Origin of the sequence: Kocuria rosea, from assembly GCF_023715525.1 — a bacterium.
Taxonomy (GTDB): Bacteria; Actinomycetota; Actinomycetes; order Actinomycetales; family Micrococcaceae; genus Kocuria; species Kocuria rosea_A.
The window spans coordinates 1-21,449 of sequence record NZ_JAMBOG010000009.1; the positions used below are offsets into that span (position 1 = coordinate 1).

Consider the following 21,449-nt stretch of genomic DNA (forward strand, 5'->3'; position numbering starts at 1 on the left):
GCCTCGTCCCAGCCGAGGAGGACGGGCCCGCCGCCGTTCCAGCAGGTGCGGGAGGCGTCAGAGCACCCGGAACAGGCTCACCGAGCTCGCCGGGACGCCCTGCGCCTGTCCGGTGCGGAACCGGGTGCCGTAGCGCCCGTAGAGCACCGACGCGGTGCTGTGCACGAGGGAGTAGACCCCGCCGGCCGGCTCGTCGGCGGGCCCGTCCTCCTCGGCTGGGACGAGGCCCGTGAGGGCGGGGAAGGTGATCGCCATGTCGGCGCTCGCCCCGTTGACGACCATCAGCCCCGTCACCCGCCCCCCGCGGGACCCGATGAGCACCTGGATGGTCCGGGCCCCGGGGGTCTGCCAGTCGACGGCCGACATGGGGGCGCCGTCGGGGCGGAACCAGTGCATCAGCACCTCGTCGGGCCGGGTCGGGAAGTGGGAGGGCTGCCCGGCCAGGAACTCCCGGCGCACGGCGATCAGGGCCCGGGTGGCGGCCAGCATGGCGCGCGCGGCCGGGGTGAGCCGCCAGTCCACCCAGGAGAGCGCGTTGTCCTGGCAGTAGGCGTTGTTGTTGCCCTGCTGGCTGCGCCCGAACTCGTCGCCCGCCGTGATCATGGGCACGCCCTGGGAGAAGAGCAGGGTGGCCATGAGGTTGCGTGACGTCTGCGCGCGGGCGGCACGGATCCGTGCGTCGCGCGCCGGGCCCTCGACGCCGTGGTTCCAGGAGTGGTTGTCGTTCGTGCCGTCCCGGTTCTTCTCGAGGTTCGCCTGGTTGCGCTTGTTGTCGTAGGAGACGAGGTCGGCGAGGGTGAACCCGTCGTGGGCGGTCACGAAGTTCAGGGAGGCCAGGGCGTTGCGCCCGGAGGACGCGAACATCTCGACGGAGCCGGCGAGCGCGCCCGCCAGCCGGGAGGCGTTGCCTCCGTCCCCGCCCACGCTCATGGCGCGCGGTCCGGTGAGCCAGAAGTCCCGCACCGTGTCCCGGAAGCGGTCGTTCCAGTCCGCCCACCCCTCGGGGAAGTGCCCGGTCTGCCACCCGCCCATGCCGACGTCCCACGGCTCGGCGATGAGCTTCACGCCGAACAGGGCGCGGTCCGCGCCGACGGCCACGAGGAAGGGGTGGTTGCGGGTGAAGCGGTGGCGCTCGTCGCGGGCCAGCTCGGGCGCGAGGTCGAAGCGGAACCCGTCGACGTGGCAGCGCTCGACCCAGTAGCGCAGGGAGTCGAGGGCCATCTGCACCACGCGGGGGTTGCCGAAGTTCACGGAGTTGCCGCACCCGGTGACGTCGACGTAGCGCCCGTCCTCGCCGTGGCGGTAGTACGCCTCGTCGCCGAGCCCGCGCCAGCAGTAGGCGGGCTCGTCCTGGCCGGCCTCGGCCGTGTGGTTGTAGACCACGTCGAGGTAGACCTCCAGCCCCGCGCGGTGCAGGTCCCGGACCATGGCCTTGAACTCGTCCAGCACGGCCTGCGGACCCCGGGCGCGGGCGGCCTCGGTGGCGTACCCGGCGTGCGGGGCGAAGAAGCCCAGGGTGTTGTAGCCCCAGTAGTTGCTCAGCCCCAGGCCCGTGAGGTGGGGCTCGTCGAGGTGGGCGTGCACGGGCAGCAGCTCCACGGCGGTGACGCCCAGCGATGTCAGGTACTCGGTCATCACCGGGTGCGCGAGACCGGCGTAGGTGCCCCGCAGCTCCTCGGGGATCCCGGGGTGCTGGATCGTCAGGCCTTTGACGTGGGCCTCGTAGACGACGGTGTCCCGCCACGGCACCGCCGGGGGCCGGTCCTCGTCCCAGTCGAAGTCCTGCTGGACGACCACCGAGACGTAGCGCCCGCCGTAGGCGTCGGGACCGGGCTCGTCGACGTCGAGCGGCGCGGCGACGCGGCGCATCCCCTTGCCGTAGGGGTCGAGGAGGATCTGGCGGTCGGACGGGTCCGGGGCGCGGCGGCCCGCGGCCACGGGTGAGTCCGCGGGGACGAAGCCGTACTCGGTGCCCGCGGGCAGGGCGGGCGCCTCGTCCCGGTGGAGCAGGTAGCGGTAGCCCGTCTCCGAGAGCCGCTGCTGCTCGGCCGGCGGGATGGTCCCGTGGTGCACGCCGCCTGTGCGGGCCGTGAGCCGGCGGCGCTGCCAGCGCCCCCCGGGCAGCCGGTAGACGATGTCGAGGTCCTGGACGCCGGGGGCGTAGACCGCCACGTTGGCGCTGCCGTCCCGCTCGGACGACGGGTGGACGCCGAGCGGGTAGGGGTGGGAGACGTAGGGGCGGCCGGTGTCCTTCCGGAGCGGGTCAGGAACCAGCACGTCGCCGTGACACCTCGTAGAGCGTGATGCCCACGGCCATGGAAGCGTTGAGGGACTCCATGGCCGAGTCGATGGGGATGGACACGACCTGGTCGCAGTTCTCGGTGACCAGCCGCGACAGGCCCTTGCCCTCCGAGCCGACGACGACGACCAGCGGCTCCGTGGCGAGCTCGAGGCCCGGCAGGCTGACGTCGCCGTCGCCGTCGAGGCCCACCACGAAGTAGCCCATGCCCTTGAGCTCCTCGAGCGTGCGGTTGAGGTTGGCCGCCTTCGTCACCGGCACGCGGGCGGCCGCGCCGGCACTGGTCTTCCAGGCGGAGGCGGTGACGCCCACGGAGCGGCGCTCCGGGACGATCACGGCGCTGCCGGAGAACGCGGAGACGCTGCGGATGATGGCCCCGAGGTTGCGGGGGTCGGTGATGCCGTCGAGGGCCACGAGCAGCGGGGGCCGGGAGATGTGCCGCTTCTCCCACTGGGTCATGAGCTTGCGGGCGGTCTCGACGGCGTCCCGGTACTCGTAGGCCGGCACCTGCAGGGCCACGCCCTGGTGGACGGCGTCGAGGGTGAGCCGGTCCAGCTCGGCCTTGGAGGCCTCGAGCACGGGGATCCCCCGCTCGGCGCAGATCTGGAGGATCTCCCGCACGCGGTCGTCGACGTCGATCCGGCTGGCCGCGTAGAGGGCCTTGGCGGGGATCTCCGCGCGCAGCGCCTCGACGACCGAGTTGCGCCCGGTCACCAGGTCCTCGTGCACCTTGCCCCGGGAGTTGCGGGTGCGCCCGCCCTGGGACTGCTGGCGGCGCTCGGCGGCCTTCTTCATCTTGTGCGCCTTGTGGTACGGGCGGTCCTCGGCCTTCGGCGTGGGGCCCTTGCCCTCGAGGGCCTTGCGGCCGTGCCCGCCGGTGCCGACGAGGGGGCCCTTCTTGTTCTTGCGGATCGCGCCGGGACGCTTGGGGGCTGCCATGGGAACCTCTGTTCGGTCGGGGGTGGAAACGGTGGAGGGGCCGGTCAGGCCACGGACCAGGCGGAGCCCTCGGCGCCGTCCCGGACGACGACGCCGGCCGCGGCGAGCTCGTCGCGGATCGCGTCGGCCCGGGCCCAGTCCTTCGCGGCGCGCGCCTGCTCGCGCTGGTCCAGGAGGGAGCGCACGAGCACGTCCAGGGCGGCGTGCTCGGCGGCGTTGCTGGCCGACCCGCCCAGGTCCATGAGCCCGGTCAGCCCGAGCACGTCGGTCATGGCCCGCACGCTGCGGGCGAGGGCCGCGGCGTCCTCGCCGGCCGCGAGCGCGGAGTTGCCGGCGCGGACGGTCTCGTGCAGCACGGCCAGCGCCTGGGGGACGTTGAGGTCGTCGTCCATCGCGGCGGCGAAGGCCTCGGGCATGTCGGCCTCCGTCCAGGACGGCTCGGCGCCCGTCTCCCGGGCGGTGCGTAGGAAGGACTCGACCCGCTCGACGGCGGCCGCCGCCTCGGTCAGGGACGTGGGTCGGTAGTCGAGCACCGAGCGGTAGTGGGCTTGGCCCAGGTAGTAGCGCACGGCCAGGGGGCGGGCCTCGGTGAGCATCTGGGACGGGGAGACCGTGTTGCCCACGGACTTGGACATCTTCTCCCCCGCGTAGGTGACCAGCCCGTTGTGCAGCCAGAAGCCGGCGAAGCGCTGCCCGGCCGCCGCGGACTGGGCGAGCTCGTTCTCGTGGTGGGGGAAGCGCAGGTCGAGGCCGCCGCCGTGGATGTCGAAGTGCTCGCCGAGGTACTTCCCGGCCATCGCCGAGCACTCGAGGTGCCAACCGGGCCGGCCGGCACCCCAGGGGGAGTCCCAGCGCGCGGTCTCCGGCTCCCCCGCCTTGTGGCCCTTCCACAGGGCGAAGTCGCGGGGGTCGCGCTTGCCGCGCGGGTCGGCGTCGGGGGCGTCCTGCATGTCCTCGACGGACTGGTGGGTGAGCTCGCCGTAGCGCTCCCACGAGCGGACGTCGAAGTAGACGTCGCCGGAGCCGTCCGGCGCCGGGTAGGCGTGGCCGGCGTCGACCAGCCGGCCGATCAGGGCGTGCATCTCGGGGACGTGGCCCGTGGCGCGGGGCTCGTAGGTGGGGCGGGCGATGCCGATCGCGTCGTACGCGGCGTTGAAGACCTGCTCGAACCGGTAGGCCAGCGCCCACCACGGCTCGCAGGGGTGCTCGCCGTCGTAGTCGGGAGCGAAGGAGGCCGCGGAGTTGGCGAGGATCTTGTCGTCGATGTCGGTGACGTTGCGCACGGTGGTCACCCGGTGGCCGCGGAAGGCCAGCCAGCGGGCGAGCTGGTCGAAGACCAGCGCGGAGCGCACGTGCCCGATGTGGGGCATCCCCTGCACGGTGGCACCGCAGTAGTACAGCCGGGCCTCGCCCGGGTGGACGGGCTCGAAGTCGCGCACGGAGGCGGTCGCGGTGTCGTAGAAGCGCAGAGTCACACGCCCTATCATAGTGGCGGGCCCGCCCCCGGCCCGGAGCGCGGGGCTCAGGCGCGGACCACCACGAGGGCGGAGGCCACGGCCGCGAGGCCCTCGCCGCGGCCGGGGAAGCCGAGGTGGTCGGAGGTCGTGGCGCTGACCGTCACGGGGGCGCCCGCCGCGGCCGAGAGCACCTCCTCCGCCTCGGCGCGGCGGGGCGCGAAGCGCGGCCGGTCGCCGACCAGCTGCACCGCGACGTTGCCGATCTCGAAGCCGGCCTCCCGCACGATCCGTGCCGCCTCCGCGAGGATCCGCACGCCCGGCGCGCCCTTGAGTTCGGGGCGGTCCACGCCGAAGTTGGAGCCGAGGTCGCCCGTGCCGGACGCGGAGAACAGGGCGTCGGCGGCGGCGTGGGCGACGACGTCGCCGTCGGAGTGCCCGGCCAGGCCGGTCTCCCCGGGCCACTCGAGCCCGGCTAGCCACAGGGGGGTGCCCTCGGGCCCGAAGGCGTGGACGTCCACGGCGATGCCGGTGCGGGGCAGGTTCTTCGTCACCGCACCAGTGTGCCACCTCCCGGCCCGCTGCCCGGGGCGGCGGCCCGGGGGCGCCGGGGAGTCCGGGGCGCTACTGCTCGCAGCCGGAGCCCTCCAGGCTGCGGTCCGGCGGCGCGGGTGCCGGCGGGTCCTGCTGCGTCTTCGTCCTCGAGGCGATGGCCAGCCGCACCTCGGCCAGCACCTCCAGCGGCTTGGTAGCCACGGCCCGGGGCAGGCTCAGCGTGTAGCCCAGCGGGTGCTTGCGGAACCGGCGCATCATGCGCCGCGGCTTGCTGGCGAGGCGCCGTCCGACGTCGGGCAGGTAGTCGTCGGCCACCTGGATGTCCACCCGGGTTCCGCAGTTGCTGCACTTGAAGGCCGCCACGAGCCGGCCGGCGTAGGCGACCTCGTGGTCACACTCCTGGAGGCACGAGGCACAGACAAACGATGCGTGCTGGATCCGTTCCATCGCTACCTTCGATTCTCGGGGACGGCGCGGCCCCAGGTCAGTGGACCTCGTGGTCCAGAGCGGCGAGCAGTTGCTGGGCCACGACGAGGTCGTGGGCGTAGGTGATCTTGAAGTTCTGGTCCTCGCCCGAGATCCACCGGATGGACAGGTCCGTGTAGCGGGCGACGCAGCCCGCCGTGTCCGTGGCGTCCAGGCCGTCCCGGGCCGCCGCCTCGTAGGCGTCCACCAGGGGCTGGGCGGCGAAGCCCTGAGGGGTCTGCGCGCGGACCAGGTGGTCGCCGTGCAGCTCCACGGACGTGGCGCCTTCCTCGCCGGTCACGGACAGGTCGGGACCGTACAGGGCCGGGATCGCGGCCCCGTACTCGCGGGTCGCGTGCAGCACCGCGGCGCACAGCTCCACGGAGAGCAGGGGGCGGGCGGAGTCGTGGATGAGGATGGAGTCCACCAGTCCCGCGTCGATGCGCGGCACCAGGTGGCGGAAGGCACGCAGCTCCGATCCCTGTCGGGTCGAGTCCCCGTAGACGATCTCGACGTCGGCCGTCACCTCCTTGTCGAGAACCGCCTCGGCACGCCGGTGGTCCTCCGGCCTGATGACCAGCACCAGCGGTGAGATGTCACTGATGGCGGCCATGACGTTGAGCGACCAGGAGATCAGGCTCTGCCCCGCGAGGGGCAGGTACGCCTTGTTCACGGACCCGCCGAAGCGGGTGCCCGAACCGGCTGCCAGCACGATCCCGGCTGCCGTGGGTCGAGTGGCGGAGTCCTGGCCTGCTGGGGGCTTCATGCCTCGATCCTAGTCGCGGCGCCATCCCGGCAACCACCCGATCACCGGCCGGCTGGAGACCTGCTCGACGGCGCCCAGCCGGCCGGGGACCTGCTGGCCGGCGGCCTACTCGACGGCGCCCAGCCGGGCGGGGTCGGCGAGGACGGTGCGCAGCGTGGCGATGAACCGGGCCGCGTCCGCCCCGTCGGCGCTGCGGTGGTCGGCGGTCAGCCCGACGGTGCACAGCAGGCGCGCCCCGAACGTGCCGTCCTCGCCCACGACGATCCTGCGCTCGATCGAGCCCAGGGACAGGGCCGTGGCCTGCGGAGGCGTGAGCAGCGCGTTGAAGGAGCTGATCCCGAAGCCCCCCAGGTTGGACAGCACGGCGGTTCCTCCGCTCAGCTGCTCTAGCTTGAGGGAGCCCCTCCGGGCGTCGGCGGCCGCAGCACGGATCTGCCGGTCGAGCTCCAGCAGGGGGACGATGTCCGGGTTCTTGAGCACGGGCGCCAGGAGGCCGTTGTCCGTGTCCACCGCCAGGGCGATCCCCACGTCCGCGTTCGGTGCCAGCCCCTCCTCCGTCCAGTAGGCGTTGAGGGAGTGGTGGGTGCGCAGCGCGACGGCCTGGGCCTTGAGCAGGATCGCGGTCCATCCCGCGCCCTTGAGCACGGTCCTGCGGACCTTCTCGAGGTCGGTGAGGTCCAGGTCCGCGTAGACGGTGAACTGCGGGACCTGGGCGGAGGCCGTCATCACCTTCGCCGTCTGCTTGCGCAGTCGGCGGCGGCGGATCTCCGCCTTGGACACCTCCTCCGTCCGCGGTGCTCCCGCCCTCGGGGACGGCGCGGGCGCCGGGGCGGGCGCCGCCGTCGTGGGCGGCACGGTCGTGGCGACGGGCTGCCGGGTCGGCGTCGCGACCGGGGCCGCGGCTCGCGACCGGGCGCCGGCGACGGCCTCCACGTCCTGCACGCGCACGGTGTTCCACGGCCCCGTGGGCCGCACGGAGGCCAGGTCCACCCGGGACTCGGCCGCGAGCCGGCGGGCCGCCGGGACCGCGACCGGCCAGGCGCCCTTCCATCCGCTCCTCCCGGCCGCCTGCGGGGCGGCTGGTGCCAGGTCCGGGACCGCGCCCGGGAACTCAACCGCCACCGGCACCGAGACCCCACCCCGGGCCTCGGCCGCCGAGGGCACCGGCGGCCCGCCCACCGGCTCGGCCGCCTCCGGTGCGGCCGGGGCGTCGAAGAGGTCCCCCAGCAGGTCCTCGGCCTCGGTGCTCATGTAGCACAGGGGTTCGCCCACCGGGACCACGTCCTCGGGCTGGGCCACGATCTCCTCCAGCACCCCGCTGAACGGGGCTTCCACCTCCATCTCGACCTTGTCGGTCTCCACCTCGCAGATCGGCTCCCCGGCCGTGATGGTGTCCCCGGGCTGCTTGAACCACTGCGCCATGGTGCCCTCCTCCATGGTCATGGACATCTTGGGCATCGTGACCGGTTTGCGGGCCATCTCACCACTCCTGGACCAGTTGGGTGGCGGCTGCCACGATGTCGTCGACTTGGGGCACGGCGGCCTTCTCGAGCTTCGGGGCGTAGGGGATGGGGACGTCCAGCCCGGCGAGGCGCCTGATCGGCGCCCGGAGGTGGCCGAAGGTGTCGGACTCGGCGATCAGGGCCGAGATCTCGCTGATGAACCCGCCGGTTTTGACGGCTTCCTGCACCAGCAGCACGCGCCCGGTGCGCTTGACGGCGGCGAAGATGGTGTCCGTGTCCAGGGGGGTCAGCGTCCTGGGGTCCACCACGGTCGCCTCGATGCCCTGCTCGGCCAGGAGTCCGGCGGCCTCCAGGGAGCGGCTGACCTCCACACCGGTGGCGACGATGGTCAGGTCCTTGCCCTCCCGCACGACCTCGGCCACGCCCAGGGGCGTGCGGTAGGCCCCCTCGGGGACCGGCCCGGAGGTCTTGTAGAGCAGCTTGTGCTCGAGGATCATCACCGGGTTCGGGTCCTCGAGCGCGGCCAGCAGCAGGCCCTTCGCGTCGCGGGCGTTGGACGGCATGACGACCTTGAGCCCCGGGACGTGGGCGAACCACGCCTCCAGGCTCTGGGAGTGCTGGGCCGCAGCACCGGTGCCGGAGCCGCCCGGGGCGCGGATGACCAGGGGGACGTTGACGGATCCGCCGAGCATGAAGTGGATCTTGGCGGCCTGGTTGACGATCTGGTCCATCGCCTGGGCGGTGAAGTCGGAGAACTGGATCTCCACGATCGGCTTCATGCCGGCCAGCGCGGCGCCAACCCCGGCGCCGACGATCCCGAGCTCGCTGATCGTGGTGTCGCGCATCCGCTGCGGTCCCACCTTGTGGACCAGGTCCCCGGTGACCCCGAAGGCTCCGCCGTAGGTGCCGACGTCCTCCCCCATCATGAAGACCCGGTCGTCGGCCTCCATGGCCAGGAGCAGGGCTTCGCGGATGGCTTCGGAGTACGTCATCGTGCGCGTCTGCACGTCGGTCAGGGTGTCAGTCATGGTTCTCGCTCACTTCGCGTAGACGGCGGACAGGAGGTCGTCGGCGGAGGGTTCCGGGGCGGCGTTGGCGGTGCGCACGGCCGCGCGCAGCTCGTCGCGCACCATGGTGCGGATCTCCTCCAGCTGCTTCTCGTCGAGGGTGCCGTGGGCGACGACCTCCTTCTCGAAGGCGAGGATGGGGTCCCGGCCCTGCCACTGCTCGATCTCCTCGCGGGTGCGGTAGAGGTTCTTGTCGCTTTTGGAGTGGCCCTTCCAGCGGTAGGTGAGGGCCTCGATGAACGTCGGCCCCTCGCCGGCCCGGGCCCGGGCCACGGCCGTGGCCACCGCGTCGTGGACCGCCTGGACGTCGTTGCCGTCCACGGTCACCCCGGGGATCCCGTAGCCCAGGGCCCGGTCGGAGAGCTTCTCCAGCCGGAAGGCCTGCTCGGAGCTCATGGACATGCCGTACTTGTTGTTCTCGCAGATGAACACCACGGGCAGCTGCCACATGTTGGCCAGGACCACGCCTTCGTGCCAGGCGCCCTCGCCCATCGCCCCGTCCCCGTGGAAGCACACGGCGACCTGGTCGGTGCCCTTCATCTGGGCGGCCAGGCCTGCGCCGGTGGCGATGGGGATGCCCCCGGCCACGATGCCGTTGGCCCCGAGGTTGCCGGTCTCGGGGTCGGCGATGTGCATGGACCCGCCCCGGCCCTTGCAGTAGCCGGTCTCCTTGGCCAGCAGCTCGGCCATCATCCGCTCGATGCTGGCGCCCTTGGCGATGCAGTGGCCGTGGCCGCGGTGGGTGGAGGTGATGTAGTCCTCCCGCGTCAGGGCCAGGCAGGCGCCTGTGGGGACGGCCTCCTGGCCGATCGACAGGTGCATCGTGCCGTGCATCAGCCCGCGCCCGAAGAGGTCGTCGACCGCTTCCTCGAAGCGCCGGATGCGCCACATGGTGGTGAGGATCTCGACTGCCTTGTCCTTGTCTGCGGCGAGGTTGTTCACTGGAGCACGTTCTCCTTCTGGACTGCGTCCTGGAAAAGGGAGTCGATCGTGGACAGGTTCCCGTCCTTGAGCAGGAGGTCCTGGAGCTTGCGCAGGATGACGATGGTGCGGGTCTCGTCCAGCTCCACGTCGTCGTAGGTGACCGGCGTCCCGGCGGGGACGTCGCGGACCAGGGTGGCCGCGGAGGCCAGCCCGATCGGCAGCTCGCGCCCGGCGGCGGCCTCCTGGGCGGACACGGCCACGCCGTGGACCGTGAAGCCGCCGATGCCGTCGATCTTCTCGCCGGCCTTGAGGTCCCGCTTGGCGACCGCGGTCACCTCGGCGTTCCAGGCGACCGGCGCCAGGGAGGGCTGGCGCTCGAGGACGGCTTCCCCGATGGAGAGCACGGCCTCGATGCTGGCCAGGTGGTAGGGGCGGTAGAACGAGAAGTACGGGCCCTCGCCGAGCTTCAGGTAGCGCAGCTCCTCGCTCACGACGGGGTCCGTCGACTTGCCGATGACGAACACCCCGGGGGCCACCGGCCCGGTCGCGTAGTCGATGACACCGGAGCGGTCGAGGATGCCGCCGTCGGCCTGGGGCTTGAAGACGTCCGGCAGGCCGGCGACGGTGCTCTCCGGGCCGATCATGCCGCGCTGGGTGAGCTCCAGGTTCGCGGCGTTGGCGAGGTCGGCCATCTCGATCATGGTCTTGGTGCCGTCCACGAAGGAGCAGAGCATCCGGGGGTTCATGCCCTTCGCCTCCGCCTCGGCGGTCAGGTCCTCCGGGGTGTCGGTGGGGCGCAGCGGGTTGTTCTTGCCCTTGCCGACGCACACGACGTCCAGGCCGATGTCCTCCACGAACTCCATCAGCTTCAGGCACTCGACCGGCTCGTCACCGCGGCACACGGTGTACACGACGCCGCTGCGCTGGGCCAGGCGGGCGAGCAGGAGACCGACCGTCACGTCGGCCTCGACGGTCATCAGGGCTACGTCCTTGCCGGCGAGGATCGCCGCCAGGGCCACCTTCGCGGCGACCTCCGGCACGCCGGAGCACTCGATCACGATGTCGACGGGGAGCCGGGTGAGGGCCACGGCGTCGCTGACGACCACGTGGCCGCCGGCCTCGACGGCGGCGACGAGCTCGGCGATGTCCTCGCTCTGCTGCACGTCGGTGACGCCGGCGTTGGCCAGCGCGGTGACGGCGCGGTCGGTAGCGATGTCGGCCACGGCCGTGATGTCCATGCCGGGTTGGCGGGCGATCTGGGCGATGAACCCGGATCCCATCTGTCCTGCCCCGACGAGGCCGACGCGCACGGGGCGGCCGGTGGCGGCTTGGCGGGCGACGAGTTTCTTGCTGTATCCCATGGGAGGGCTCCTTAACTGGGGTGTTCTACCGTTGCGGGACGGAGGTCTGGTGGGCGGTCTTCCGGGCTGGCCCCTGCGGCGCGGCGGGGACCTTCTTCTGCTGCCGCATCAGGGCGGCGAACTGCTGCCGCGCGTCCTGCACGGCCAGGGCCAGCTGCGGCTTGGTGGCGCGCTGGTCGGCGTCGCCGACGGGGCCGAGCAGCTCCGGGGCGGGCCGGAAGCGGGCGAGGACCGACATGCCGGTCATCCTCTCGGCGGCCAGCACCTCACGCGTCGCCTCGTCGACGACGAGCAGGACGACGGCCCCGCGCAGCTTCCCCTTGTGCCGGCCGGACACGAGCTTCGCGGCCCGGCCGCGGTAGGCGGCCGCCAGCTGGTTGACCGCGCGGGCGTAGGCGCGGTGCTGCAGCAGCGTTCCCCCGGCCCCGAGGACCAGGGCCGCGCCGAACAGCAGGGCGAACTCGGTGTTCATGACGTGCCCCCCGCTACTCGGCGGATCCGGCGCGGATGGCGAAGCGCGCGCCCGGGGCCGGCAGGTCCAGAGTGCCGTGGGCGTGGATGGCCCCGGGGAGCAGCTTGACGTTCTCCGCGGGGTCCAGGTAGACCACCACGTGCCCCAGCTCCTGCAGGTTGGAGGCAGCCAGGTCGCCCACCCTGGTGATGCGGACGCTGCTGTCGCCGAGCTGCACGACGTCCCCGGGCTGGGGCGCGCGGGTGGCGGGCACCGTGGGCCTGTGCACCACGCTCACCTCCGCCAGCGCGGCGGGGCAGGGATCGGCGAAGAAGATCAGCACGCCGCCCTCCACCATCGACGCGGCCTCCTCGCCCACGCTGCTGACTTCGCTGTCGTAGATCACGGCCTCGGTCTGCGCGGTCATCTCGTTGCTCCTTGCGTCGTTCGTGGTTCGGATCGGATCCATCGGTGTCGTCCCTCTCAGACCAGCAGGAAGCTGGCGGCCCAGGCGATGAGCACGGCCAGCGGGGAGGTGATCATGCGGGAGAACAGCACCGCCGGCGTGCCCACCGCCACGGTCTCGGGCTTGGCCTCGCCCAGCGACAGCCCCACGGGGACGAAGTCGCACCCGACCTGGCCGTTGATGGCGAACAGGGTCGGCAGGGCGTACTGCACGGGCAGGGCGCCCTGGGCGATCTGGGTGCCCATGAGCACGCCCACCACCTGGGCGATGGCCGCCCCGGGCCCCAGGATCGGCGAGAGGATCGGGATCGCCGTGATGAACCCCAGCAGGATGAGGCCCAGCGGGTTGCTGGCCAGGGGCTGCACGCCCCGGGCGATCCACTCGGACACACCCGTGTAGGTGACGATGCCGATCAGGAGGCTGACGTAGACCATGAACGGGAGGATGGTCTGGATGGTCAGCGTCACCGCCTGGCGGCCCGCCGAGAGCAGCGTGTTGATGAAGTAGCCGATGGCGGAGCCGAAGCTGACGACGAAGCGTGAGAACGCGCCCCCGCCCTTGCTCCCGCCCATGGCCTCAGCGGTCTGCGCCAGGCGCTCCTTGGCCGGAGGACGGGCGAAGGGGGTCGACGCCGCCGTGGGCTGTCCCGCGTCGACCGGAGGAACGGCGGTGGCCGGCTGCTCGCCGTCCGCGGGCTGGACCTGGTCCACACCGACGGCCGACACGAACAGGTCCTCGGTGATGAACTGCGCCAGGGGCCCGGAGGGCTCGCCCGGATAGACGTCGACCGTGGCGATCTTCTTGCGCGGATAGACACCGATCCTCGCGGTGCCGCCGCAGTTGATCACGGCCGCGAGCACCGACTCGTCCGGGACGGTGGTCGTGAAGCCGTCCACGGCCTCGGCCCCGGTCAGCTCCGCGATCCGCGCGGCGACCGGGTGGATGCCCCCGCCGGTCACGGACAGCACGATGTTCTTCTCCGGGGTGGGCGTCAGGTGCAGGCCCTTGCCCCAGCCGGCGCCGCCGCGGTTGACGGTCACGGACCGGTACTGGGTGCTCTCGTCGCTGCGCTGGGCAGCGTTGCTGTTCTCGCTCATGCCTAGGCCTCCTTCACGGCCGCAGTGACGCCGGGCTTGCTGGCGGCGAAGTGGCGGTCGAACTCGTCGAACAGTTCCGACCTGCCGGTGCGCCGGATCATCAGGCGGGTGATCCACTCGGTGACCATGCCGCGGATGAAGATCACGACGATGCCGACCAGGAAGTAGAGCAGCGCCAGGCGGGCGTAGGAGGCCTCGCTGGCCTGCAGGACGCCCGAGGCCACACCGGTCCAGACGAAGAGCTCCCCCGCGTTGGCGTGCGGGAAGAAGGACGTGACCGGGTGCACGAAGGAGACGGCCGAGTCGTAGAAGGCGGGCTTCTGCCGCTCGGGCAGGAACTTCGCGAAGGAGTAGCACATCGGGTTGGTCAGGATGATCACGGCGAGGATCGGCATGACCGTGTACCGCGTGATGGCGTACTTGCCGGAGCGCTGGATCGCTCGGTCCATGCGCTCCTCCCCCACCCAGGTGGTGATGGCGTACATCGTCGTCAGCAGCACCAGCAGGGTCGGGAGGATCCCGGTGACGAGGCTCATGAAGGTCTCGCCGGCCTCGTTGAAGAGCCCGATGAAGTTCGTGGCCGCCCAGTCCAGGGCCCCGAGCACGGGGTTGTCCTGACCGGGCGGTGGAGCGATGGGTTGCGTTGTAGCCAGGAGCTGTGTGATCACGGCGACTCCTCTGCTCGTGGCCTTCCGGCCGGTTGGATGGGAGCGTGCTCGGCGCTCAGAGAGTCCTCACATGCACATATGTGATTAACTATCATCCCATATGTGCATGTGATCCATCTAACACGATCCCCCGAACGGTGACAAGAGAGGGGCGAGTTGTTACCGCGGCCCCGGACGGCAGCAGATCCCCACGCGCCCCGTCCTGGCGCCTTCCACTGCGGCCGGGATCCCCGTTCCCGGCCGGCAGGCCTCAGGCCTCCGGGTCCCGGGAGCCGGTTCCCGTCGTCCTGAGGGCGAACGTGAGTCCGAAACCGACCAGGTAGAGGGCTGCGATGATCCACACGGTGGCCTCGATGCCGATCGGGGTGACGAGGCCGGCGACGACGGGCCCGAGGAACCGGCTCAGGCCGGCCCCCAGGTTGAGCACGGCCACCGCGGCCGCCCTGTGGCCGGGAGCCAGGAGCGGGACGATCGCCGAGAGCGGGACGAACATCCCCAGGGCCAGGCCGTAGAGCACGGCCACCGCCACGGTGGGGCCGAGGCGGGGGCCCAGCAGGGTGGGCACGTAGTACAGGCCCAGCACGGTGGCGAAGCAGCCGACCCCCCCGGCCCAGGCCACGACCCGGACGCGCCCGAGCCAGTCGGCGAGATATCCGGAGAGCAGGTTCGCGGCGACGTTGGCGGCGGACATCGTGCCCCAGACGACCTGCCACTGGGCGGTCCCGAAGCCGACGTCGCGGACCATGTAGGTCGTCAGGAACACCACGAAGGCGTAGAAGGACAGCGTGTTGATCAGGCGCACGATCCCGCCGAGGCCGACCCGGGGGTGGGAACCGACGACGGCGACGCCGCTGACCAGGCCTCGGAGGCTGCCACCGACGGTGACGGGGGCGGCCTGGGGGTCGCGCAGCAGGAAGAGGATCATCAGCCCGCCCACGCCCACGAAGGCCAGCGACAGCCACAGGGTGGCCAGCTCGCCGATGAGGGGGATGGCGGCCCCGGCGAGGTAGGAGCCGATGACGCCGTGGCCCAGGGTGGAGAAGAACCAGTACCACCCCACGGCCCGGCCCATCATCGCGGCCGGGGTGCCCATGGTCACCCACACCAGGAATCCGTAGGCGAACATCGCATGCCCCAGCCCGCGGACGGCGAAGGCGATGAGCATGACGGTGAAGTTCCGCTGCACCAGGCCTGCCCCCAGGAAGACGGTCTCGGAGGCGCACCAGATCCCGAACCCGACCAGCACGACGCGCCTGGGTCCCCAGGCCTCGGCCAGGGCGCCGCTGAGCCAGGCCGCCGTGGCGACGACGACGCCGTAGGCGGCCCGCAGCGTCGCGACATCGCCCCTCGAGAAGCCCACGGCGTCCAGGTACGGGGACAGGAAGCCGGTCTCGATGCCGTCGCCGACCATGAAGACGGCCAGCGCCACGAATCCCCAGGCGATCGGCCGGGAGATGCCCTGAAGCCGCAGCAGGCGCGCGACCCGCCCCTCCGCGGCGGGCGGATCGCTGGGGACCATGCCGGCTCCTCGTCGAGTGGGGTCACGAGGGAGAACACTGCTGGGGCCGTCGGCGCACCCGGTCAGGAGGCCGGTCGCAGGCGGCTGGCCGGTGAGCGGACTCCGCGTGCGCCGTGACGCCTGCCAGTGTCGTCGTGCTCCCGCCACGGGGCAAGAGCCCTCGCCCGCCTGGGCGGCCGGGCAGGACACCGTGGCGGTGGTCGGCCACGGCACGGCCATCCGCTGCTGGAGCGCCCGGCGGGCGGACAACCTCGACGCCGCCACCCTGGAACGGCGCCCGCTGGAGAACACCGGCGTGGCGGCCCTCCAGGCCACCCCCCAGGGCGCACGCCCCTGGACGTGCCGCACCTGGATGGGCGCACCCCCCAGTAGCATCGGCACCCACGCCCCGGCCGAGCCCGCCGGCGCACCGCTCGCCTGAGCCCCCGCCGCAGCCCCCGCCGCCGCGGGGGCCCCGGAATGCGGCCGTTGTACACTTCACGCATGGAGGCCGGGGCGTTGAGGGGAACAGGACACGACCGGCCACTCCCCCGGGGCATCGGCTCCCCGCGGTGGCGCCTCGCCGAACCGGTCCGTGCGGCCGCCGCGCTCCCGGACGTGCCGATGCGATCCCGCCGACTTCCCAGTGGAGCAGTGCATGCCGGCACCCCGTGAATCAGCCATGCTCGCTCGTGCCGCACGCATGTACTACCTGGAGAACCGGCCCCAGAGCGACATCGCCCGGGCGCTGGGCGTCAGCCGGTCCAACGTCTCCCGCATCCTCACCGCCGCGCGGGAGGCCGGGATCGTGGAGATCCGGATCCACGAGCCGGCGGTGCGGGGTCACGAGCTGGAGGACGCGCTCCAGGCCGAGTTCGGCCTGAGGGCCTGCCTGGTGGCGGTGGACGGCGTGCACCGGACGCCCCTGGACGCCGTGGGCTCGGTCGGGGCCGCCTGGCTGCAGGACAACCTCGCAGATGCCCGCCGGGTCGCGCTGTCCTGGGGACGGACCGTGCAGTCGCTGGTAACGAACCTCCAGGACGGGTCACCGCACCCCGACCTGGAGGTCCTCCCCCTGGTGGGCGGGTTCTCCACCGTGGACGCGAGCCAGAACCCCAACGCCGTGGCCCGCGGCCTGGCCACGAAGCTGGGCGCGCACTACCGCCCCCTCCTGGCCCCGGCCGTGGTGCGGTCGGCGCAGGTGCGGGACGCGCTGCTCGGCGAACCGTCGATCAGCCAGGTGCTAGACGACGCCGGCAAGGCCGACATCGCCATCATCGGCATCGGCAGCGTCCACCACGGCTCCACCGCCGCCATCGTCGAGGCCATGGAGTTCACCGCCGCGGAGGCCGAGAGCTTCGAGAGCTCCCCCGTCGTGGGGGACGCCTGCACCCGGTTCTTCGACGCCGAGGGCCGCCTGGTGAGCTCCCCGGCGGACAGCCGGGTCATCGGCATCGACCTGGACACCCTGAGGTCCATCCCCACGGTCGTCGCCCTGGCCGAAGGCGCCCAGAAGGTCCGGGCGGTGCACGGCGCCCTGCGCGGCGGCCTGATCGACGTCCTCGTGGTGGACGCCGAGCTCGGCGAGGGCCTGCTGCAGGTGTAGCGCTCAGAGCTTCCGGAAGGCGGCGCTGCCCTCGTGGAAGATCTCCGCGCGGATCACGTCCACCAGGGCGATCATGGGAATCGCCTGCATCTCCCCGGGGAGCACCGTCACCTCGCCGCCCATGCGGTCCGCGATCCCGTGGGCCAGCGTGACGAACGCCTTGCGCACCGACGTCTCCCCGCTCTTCGGGTCCTCGGTGCGGACGGGCGGCAGGCCCTCGACATGCCCCAGCGCCTCGGCGGAGAAGCCCCAGGGGCTCTGCAGGACTCTCACCTGGTCGCGGTCCACGGCGTCGGAGATCAGCCCCGACCCGTCGTCACGGACCACCTTGATGCTGTCCACCACCGGGATGGCGGGGACCACGACGTCGTGGCCCGACTCCAGGGCCTCCACCACCGACCCGATCAGCCGGGGGCTCGCCAGGGCGTGGGAGAGCCGGTGGACCACCACGTTGCGGTAGCCGTGCTCCGCGGCCAGCCGGGAGCAGTGGGCCAGCAGCGCTGCGACCTCCGCCCCGGGGCGGGCGGGCGGCAGCAGGTGCACGCGCGTCCCGCTCAGCGGACCGGTGAGGCACTCGTCGATCTCCGGACGGCTCCGGTCGTCCGTGAGGACCACGACGTCGGTGACGGAGGGGCATTCGGCCAGGGTGGCGAGGGCGTGCGCGAAGACGCTCCGTCCCCTGAGGGCGGAGGTGGTGAAGGGGCACGCTCCCGGGCGCAGGCGGGTGAAGGCCGAGGAGCACGGGACGACCGCCAGGGTTCCGCTCAGACCGGGACCTCGTTTCTGCTCGGCGCACTGCAGGTGTCGCACCGCAATGGCAGGACGTGCGTGGGGGCCTGGCGGCGGGCCGGGGAGGCTCCTGGCCAGGACGACGAGAACCCTAGCACGACCGCACCCGCACGCCCCCGGGGAGCGGCACGCCCCACGAGCGCCGCGGGTCCACGAGAAACGGCGGACCCGCCCGGGGTGGGCGGGTCCGCCGTCGTCGTGGAGCGCACTGCGTCGCCGGTCACGCGGGGATCAGGAGGCGAGGATGTCGTCGAGGCGCTTCTCGGCCTCTTCCTCGTCGATCTTCTTGGCCAGCGCCAGCTCGGAGGTGAGGATCTGGCGGGCCTTCGTGAGCATCCGCTTCTCCCCGGCCGACAGGCCGCGGTCGCGGTCGCGGCGCCACAGGTCGCGCACGACCTCGGCCACCTTGAGGACGTCCCCGGAGGCAAGCTTCTCGAGGTTGGCCTTGTAGCGGCGGGACCAGTTGCTGGCCTCCTCCGTGTCCTTCGCCTGGAGGACGGAGATGACCTTCTTCAGGCCGTCCTCGTCGACGACGTCGCGCACGCCCACCAGATCCACGTTCTCCGCGGGAACCTCGATCACCAGATCGCCCTGGGTCACCTTGAGCTTGAGATACATCTTCTCTTCGCCCTTGATGGTGCGGGTCTTGATCTCCTCGATGGTCGCCGCACCGTGGTGCGGGTAGACAACCGTCTCGCCAACCTCAAAAACCATATGGAAATACCCCTTTCAGAACTCCCATTCTAACATGGTGTAGGGTTCGCCGATCCGGCCGGGAGGGGCCTGCCCGGACCCCGGCGATGCAGACGATCCGTCGGCAGACGGATAGGCTGGACAGGACACCGTCCTGAGCTCCCGAGGAGTACGCGCCGTGAAGATCGCCGCCCGCAAGAAGCTGAAGCGCGCTGGCCTGAGTGCCGCCGCCGTGGCCGCCCTGTTGTCCGCCACCGGGTGCAGCGCCATCAACCCGGTCGCCACGGCCGACGTCGGGTACGCGCCCGCGGACGGCATCGTCCTCGAGATGAGCACGGTGCAGCTGACGGACATGCTGATCGTGGCCAAGGACGCCGAGTCCCCGGGCCGCCTGCTCGGCAGCATCAGCAACATCTCGGGAGACCCCGTGACCGTGTCGGTGAACGCCGGCGGCGCCACCGCGCAGGTCGAGGTCCCCGCCGGTGAGACGTACCTGCTCGAGAACGAGACGCCCGTGATCCTCGACCCGGCCGGCGCCGACCCCGGGCGCATGGTCAAGACCGAGTTCAGCGCCTCCGGCGAGTCCGGGACCGAGTCCGTGCCGGTGCTGGACCACACCTTCGAGCGCTACGCCGAGTTCATCCCGGGCGGCGCGCCCACCACTCCGGCCAACCCGTCCAACACCCCGGCGCTCGTCGAGGGCCAGGTCGGCGAGGGCGGCGGCGAGGAGGCCCCGGAGAGCCAGGACAACGGCGAGGCCGGTCAGGGCAACGAGGCCGCGGGCGGGCACTGACGCCCGCCGGAGCGCACGGGCGAGGGGCCCGGGGACCGATCGGTCCCCGGGCCCCTCGCCCGTCCGGGGCGCGGGCGGCTCAGGGCTCGAACTTGTAGCCCAGCCCCCGCACGGTCACGAGGTGGCGCGGGGACGAGGGGTCCGGCTCGATCTTGGCGCGCAGGCGCTTGACGTGCACGTCGAGGGTCTTGGTGTCCCCCACGTAGTCGGAGCCCCACACCCGGTCGATGAGCTGGCCGCGGGTCAGCACGCGCCCGGCGTTGCGCAGCAGCATCTCCAGCAGCTCGAACTCCTTGAGCGGCATGGCGACCGGCTCGCCGTCGACGCTGACCACGTGCCGCTCGATGTCCATCCGCACGGGCCCGGCGTGGACGGTCGCCGCGACGAGCTCCTCCGGCTCGGCCTGCCGGCGCAGGACCGCGCGGATGCGGGCCACGAGCTCGCGGGAGGAGTAGGGCTTGGTGACGTAGTCGTCGGCGCCGAGCTCGAGGCCCACGACCTTGTCGATCTCGGTGTCCTTGGCGGTGAGCATGATGATCGGCACGGAGGAGCGCTGCCGCACCTGCCGGCACACCTCGGTGCCCGACTGGCCGGGGAGCATGAGGTCCAGCAGCATCAGGTCCGCCCCGGTGCGGTCGAACTCCGTCACGGCGTCGAGCCCGTTGTCCACGACCTGCACCTCGAACCCCTCCTTCCCGAGCAGGTAGGCCAGGGGGTCGCTGAGGGACTCCTCGTCCTCGACGATCAGGATGCGTGTCACTGTCGGTCCTCCGTGTTCCCGGCCGGTGCCGCGGTGGCGGGCGGCCGTGGGGTCGTTGCCTGGGGGGTGCGGGGCGCGGCCGTCGCCGCGGAGGCCGCGCCGGGGGCCGGGTGCTCGGCGTCGTCCGCGTCCTCGATCTGCGGGATGCTCAGCGTGAAGGTGGAGCCGCGCCCGGCCTGGGACCAGACGGTGACCTCCCCGCCGTGCTGGGACATGACGTGCTTGACGATGCTCAGGCCGAGGCCGGTGCCGCCGGTCTGGCGGGAGCGGGCCGTGTCCACCCGGTAGAAGCGCTCGAAGATGCGGTCCTGCTCGTCCTCCGGGATCCCCGGGCCCTGGTCGGTGACGGAGATCTGGGCCATGCCGTCCCGCTCCCGCACGCCGACGCCCACGCGGGTGCCCTCCGGGGAGTAGCGCACCGCGTTGTCGATGAGGTTGCGCAGGGCCGTGACCAGCAGGTCGGGGTCGCCATAGACGGGGCGGGTGACGCGCCCGCCCACCACGATGTCGATCCGCCGGCTCTCCGCGGGGAAGCGGTTGCGGTCCACGGCGTCGGCGACCACCCGCTGGAGGTCCACCGGGCGGCCCTCGGTGACCACGTCGGCGCCCTGCAGCCGGGAGAGCTCGATGATGTCCTGGACGAGGGCGGTCAGGCGCGCGGACTCCTTGTGCAGGCGCCGCGCGAAGCGGCGCACCGCCTCCTCGTCCTCGGCGGCGCCCTCGATGGCCTCGGCGAGCAGGCCGATCGCGCCCACGGGGGTCTTGAGCTCGTGGGAGACGTTGGCGACGAAGTCGTTGCGGATCGACTGCGCCCGCACGATCTCCGTCTGGTCGTCGGCCAGCAGCAGGATGTACTCCTCCGCGATGGGCGCGACCCGGACGTCGAGCACCACGGTGCCCGTCTGGAAGGGCCCCCGGCCCAGCTCGACGCGCCGCTCCTCGATGACGCCGCTGCGGCGGGCCCGGCGGATCATCTCCAGCATCTGCTCGTGCACCACGGTGTGGCCCCGCACCAGCCCGAACGCGTAGGCGGCCGGCGAGGCGCGCACGACGCCGTCGACGCCGTCGACCACCACGTAGGCGCGCCCGATCACGGAGAGCACGTCGGCGGCGCCGTCCGGCAGGACGGGCTCCTGGACGTCGGCGCGGGCCCGGCGCCCGCGGGCGCTCATCTGGAGGGCGACCAGCCCGCTCACCCCTAGGGCGAAACCAATCAGACCCGCGAGGACGGCGATGGCAGTGGGATTCACGGATCCAGCTTAGGGGCACCGTTGCGCCCCGGGACCGCGGGGGACGTCACGGGCTACAGGTTCAACGGACGTTCACCCTAGGATG

At 72.3% G+C, this 21,449-nt stretch carries 22 protein-coding genes; 3 read left to right on the forward strand and 19 right to left on the reverse strand.

The window, feature by feature from the left end; all coding sequences use genetic code 11:
• Positions 1-57: 57 nt before the first annotated feature.
• The 15 genes from glgX to M3185_RS08095 all read right to left on the reverse strand — a co-directional run bounded on the left by glgX (position 58) and on the right by M3185_RS08095 (position 15,494).
• Entirely contained in the window at positions 58-2,277 is a 2,220-nt protein-coding gene (gene glgX / locus M3185_RS08025; protein WP_251333146.1) for a glycogen debranching protein GlgX, read from the reverse strand.
• Complete coding sequence (rlmB, locus tag M3185_RS08030; protein ID WP_251333147.1) at positions 2,264-3,238, reverse strand: 23S rRNA (guanosine(2251)-2'-O)-methyltransferase RlmB; 975 nt, start codon at positions 3,236-3,238, stop codon at positions 2,264-2,266. Before rlmB ends, glgX begins: the two co-directional genes overlap by 14 nt.
• 44 nt (positions 3,239-3,282) lie before the next feature.
• Positions 3,283-4,713: a cysteine--tRNA ligase gene (cysS, locus tag M3185_RS08035; protein ID WP_251333148.1), complete on the reverse strand. Its 1,431-nt coding sequence runs from the start codon at positions 4,711-4,713 to the stop codon at positions 3,283-3,285.
• Positions 4,714-4,760: 47 nt separating this feature from the next.
• Positions 4,761-5,246 carry a 2-C-methyl-D-erythritol 2,4-cyclodiphosphate synthase gene (gene ispF / locus M3185_RS08040; RefSeq protein ID WP_251333149.1) on the reverse strand — a complete coding sequence of 162 codons (486 nt, stop codon included), beginning with the start codon at positions 5,244-5,246 and terminating at the stop codon, positions 4,761-4,763.
• Between the two features lie 70 nt (positions 5,247-5,316).
• Positions 5,317-5,694, reverse strand: coding sequence for a hypothetical protein (locus M3185_RS08045; RefSeq protein WP_251333150.1), 378 nt, complete (start codon positions 5,692-5,694; stop codon positions 5,317-5,319).
• Positions 5,695-5,731: 37 nt separating this feature from the next.
• On the reverse strand, positions 5,732-6,478 hold the full coding sequence (locus tag M3185_RS08050; RefSeq protein ID WP_251333151.1) for an IspD/TarI family cytidylyltransferase: 747 nt from the start codon (positions 6,476-6,478) through the stop codon (positions 5,732-5,734).
• 105 nt (positions 6,479-6,583) lie between these two features.
• Positions 6,584-7,957 (reverse strand): dihydrolipoamide acetyltransferase family protein, encoded by a 1,374-nt coding sequence (locus M3185_RS08055; RefSeq protein ID WP_251333152.1) that lies wholly within the window; start codon positions 7,955-7,957, stop codon positions 6,584-6,586.
• A 1-nt stretch (position 7,958) separates the two neighbouring features.
• The gene (locus M3185_RS08060; RefSeq protein WP_251333153.1) at positions 7,959-8,969 is read right to left on the reverse strand and encodes an alpha-ketoacid dehydrogenase subunit beta; all 1,011 of its coding nucleotides are present in this window, start codon (positions 8,967-8,969) and stop codon (positions 7,959-7,961) included.
• Between the two features lie 9 nt (positions 8,970-8,978).
• Positions 8,979-9,950: a thiamine pyrophosphate-dependent dehydrogenase E1 component subunit alpha gene (locus tag M3185_RS08065; protein WP_251333154.1), complete on the reverse strand. Its 972-nt coding sequence runs from the start codon at positions 9,948-9,950 to the stop codon at positions 8,979-8,981.
• Positions 9,947-11,293 carry an NAD(P)H-dependent oxidoreductase gene (locus tag M3185_RS08070; RefSeq protein ID WP_251333155.1) on the reverse strand — a complete coding sequence of 449 codons (1,347 nt, stop codon included), beginning with the start codon at positions 11,291-11,293 and terminating at the stop codon, positions 9,947-9,949. Before M3185_RS08070 ends, M3185_RS08065 begins: the two co-directional genes overlap by 4 nt.
• A 25-nt stretch (positions 11,294-11,318) precedes the next feature.
• Positions 11,319-11,765 carry a transcriptional regulator GutM gene (locus tag M3185_RS08075; protein ID WP_251333156.1) on the reverse strand — a complete coding sequence of 149 codons (447 nt, stop codon included), beginning with the start codon at positions 11,763-11,765 and terminating at the stop codon, positions 11,319-11,321.
• Between the two features lie 13 nt (positions 11,766-11,778).
• Positions 11,779-12,171 carry a PTS glucitol/sorbitol transporter subunit IIA gene (locus M3185_RS08080; RefSeq protein WP_251333157.1) on the reverse strand — a complete coding sequence of 131 codons (393 nt, stop codon included), beginning with the start codon at positions 12,169-12,171 and terminating at the stop codon, positions 11,779-11,781.
• A 56-nt stretch (positions 12,172-12,227) separates the two neighbouring features.
• Positions 12,228-13,307: a PTS glucitol/sorbitol transporter subunit IIB gene (gene srlE, locus M3185_RS08085; protein WP_251333158.1), complete on the reverse strand. Its 1,080-nt coding sequence runs from the start codon at positions 13,305-13,307 to the stop codon at positions 12,228-12,230.
• 2 nt (positions 13,308-13,309) lie between these two features.
• Positions 13,310-13,975, reverse strand: a complete 666-nt coding sequence (gene srlA, locus M3185_RS08090) for a PTS glucitol/sorbitol transporter subunit IIC (protein ID WP_251333159.1) — start codon at positions 13,973-13,975, stop codon at positions 13,310-13,312.
• A gap of 250 nt (positions 13,976-14,225) precedes the next feature.
• Positions 14,226-15,494 carry an MFS transporter gene (locus tag M3185_RS08095; RefSeq protein ID WP_251333160.1) on the reverse strand — a complete coding sequence of 423 codons (1,269 nt, stop codon included), beginning with the start codon at positions 15,492-15,494 and terminating at the stop codon, positions 14,226-14,228.
• Positions 15,495-15,585: 91 nt separating this feature from the next.
• Here M3185_RS08095 and M3185_RS08100 point away from each other — a divergent pair, with 91 nt between their 5' ends.
• Complete coding sequence (locus M3185_RS08100) at positions 15,586-15,915, forward strand: histidine phosphatase family protein (RefSeq protein ID WP_251333161.1); 330 nt, start codon at positions 15,586-15,588, stop codon at positions 15,913-15,915.
• Positions 15,916-16,155: 240 nt separating this feature from the next.
• Positions 16,156-17,079, forward strand: a complete 924-nt coding sequence (locus M3185_RS08105; protein WP_251333162.1) for a sugar-binding transcriptional regulator — start codon at positions 16,156-16,158, stop codon at positions 17,077-17,079.
• A gap of 3 nt (positions 17,080-17,082) precedes the next feature.
• On the opposite strand, the gene M3185_RS08110 is transcribed toward M3185_RS08105, so the two are convergent.
• Entirely contained in the window at positions 17,083-17,889 is an 807-nt protein-coding gene (locus M3185_RS08110) for an IspD/TarI family cytidylyltransferase (RefSeq protein WP_251333163.1), read from the reverse strand.
• A 210-nt stretch (positions 17,890-18,099) separates the two neighbouring features.
• Complete coding sequence (locus M3185_RS08115; RefSeq protein WP_047803020.1) at positions 18,100-18,582, reverse strand: CarD family transcriptional regulator; 483 nt, start codon at positions 18,580-18,582, stop codon at positions 18,100-18,102.
• 157 nt (positions 18,583-18,739) lie between these two features.
• Here M3185_RS08115 and M3185_RS08120 point away from each other — a divergent pair, with 157 nt between their 5' ends.
• A complete protein-coding gene (locus M3185_RS08120; protein WP_251333164.1) occupies positions 18,740-19,354 on the forward strand; it encodes a hypothetical protein in 615 nt (204 codons plus the stop codon).
• A gap of 79 nt (positions 19,355-19,433) precedes the next feature.
• On the opposite strand, the gene M3185_RS08125 is transcribed toward M3185_RS08120, so the two are convergent.
• A complete protein-coding gene (locus M3185_RS08125) occupies positions 19,434-20,114 on the reverse strand; it encodes a winged helix-turn-helix domain-containing protein (RefSeq protein WP_251333165.1) in 681 nt (226 codons plus the stop codon).
• Positions 20,111-21,364 carry a sensor histidine kinase gene (locus M3185_RS08130; RefSeq protein ID WP_251333166.1) on the reverse strand — a complete coding sequence of 418 codons (1,254 nt, stop codon included), beginning with the start codon at positions 21,362-21,364 and terminating at the stop codon, positions 20,111-20,113. The genes M3185_RS08125 and M3185_RS08130 overlap by 4 nt, the downstream gene beginning before the upstream one ends.
• Positions 21,365-21,449: the final 85 nt, after the last annotated feature.

Bases quoted from the DNA above. Each gene is read 5' to 3' on its own strand.
- rlmB (WP_251333147.1), bottom strand. From the start codon at position 3,238: ATGGCAGCCCCCAAGCGTCCCGGCGCGATCCGCAAGAACAAGAAGGGC.
- M3185_RS08045 (WP_251333150.1), bottom strand. From the start codon at position 5,694: ATGGAACGGATCCAGCACGCATCGTTTGTCTGTGCCTCGTGCCTCCAG.
- M3185_RS08050 (WP_251333151.1), bottom strand. From the start codon at position 6,478: ATGAAGCCCCCAGCAGGCCAGGACTCCGCCACTCGACCCACGGCAGCC.
- M3185_RS08055 (WP_251333152.1), bottom strand. From the start codon at position 7,957: ATGGCCCGCAAACCGGTCACGATGCCCAAGATGTCCATGACCATGGAG.
- M3185_RS08060 (WP_251333153.1), bottom strand. From the start codon at position 8,969: ATGACTGACACCCTGACCGACGTGCAGACGCGCACGATGACGTACTCC.
- M3185_RS08070 (WP_251333155.1), bottom strand. From the start codon at position 11,293: ATGGGATACAGCAAGAAACTCGTCGCCCGCCAAGCCGCCACCGGCCGC.
- M3185_RS08075 (WP_251333156.1), bottom strand. From the start codon at position 11,765: ATGAACACCGAGTTCGCCCTGCTGTTCGGCGCGGCCCTGGTCCTCGGG.
- M3185_RS08080 (WP_251333157.1), bottom strand. From the start codon at position 12,171: ATGACCGCGCAGACCGAGGCCGTGATCTACGACAGCGAAGTCAGCAGC.
- srlE (WP_251333158.1), bottom strand. From the start codon at position 13,307: ATGAGCGAGAACAGCAACGCTGCCCAGCGCAGCGACGAGAGCACCCAG.
- M3185_RS08095 (WP_251333160.1), bottom strand. From the start codon at position 15,494: ATGGTCCCCAGCGATCCGCCCGCCGCGGAGGGGCGGGTCGCGCGCCTG.
- M3185_RS08105 (WP_251333162.1), top strand. From the start codon at position 16,156: ATGCTCGCTCGTGCCGCACGCATGTACTACCTGGAGAACCGGCCCCAG.
- M3185_RS08115 (WP_047803020.1), bottom strand. From the start codon at position 18,582: ATGGTTTTTGAGGTTGGCGAGACGGTTGTCTACCCGCACCACGGTGCG.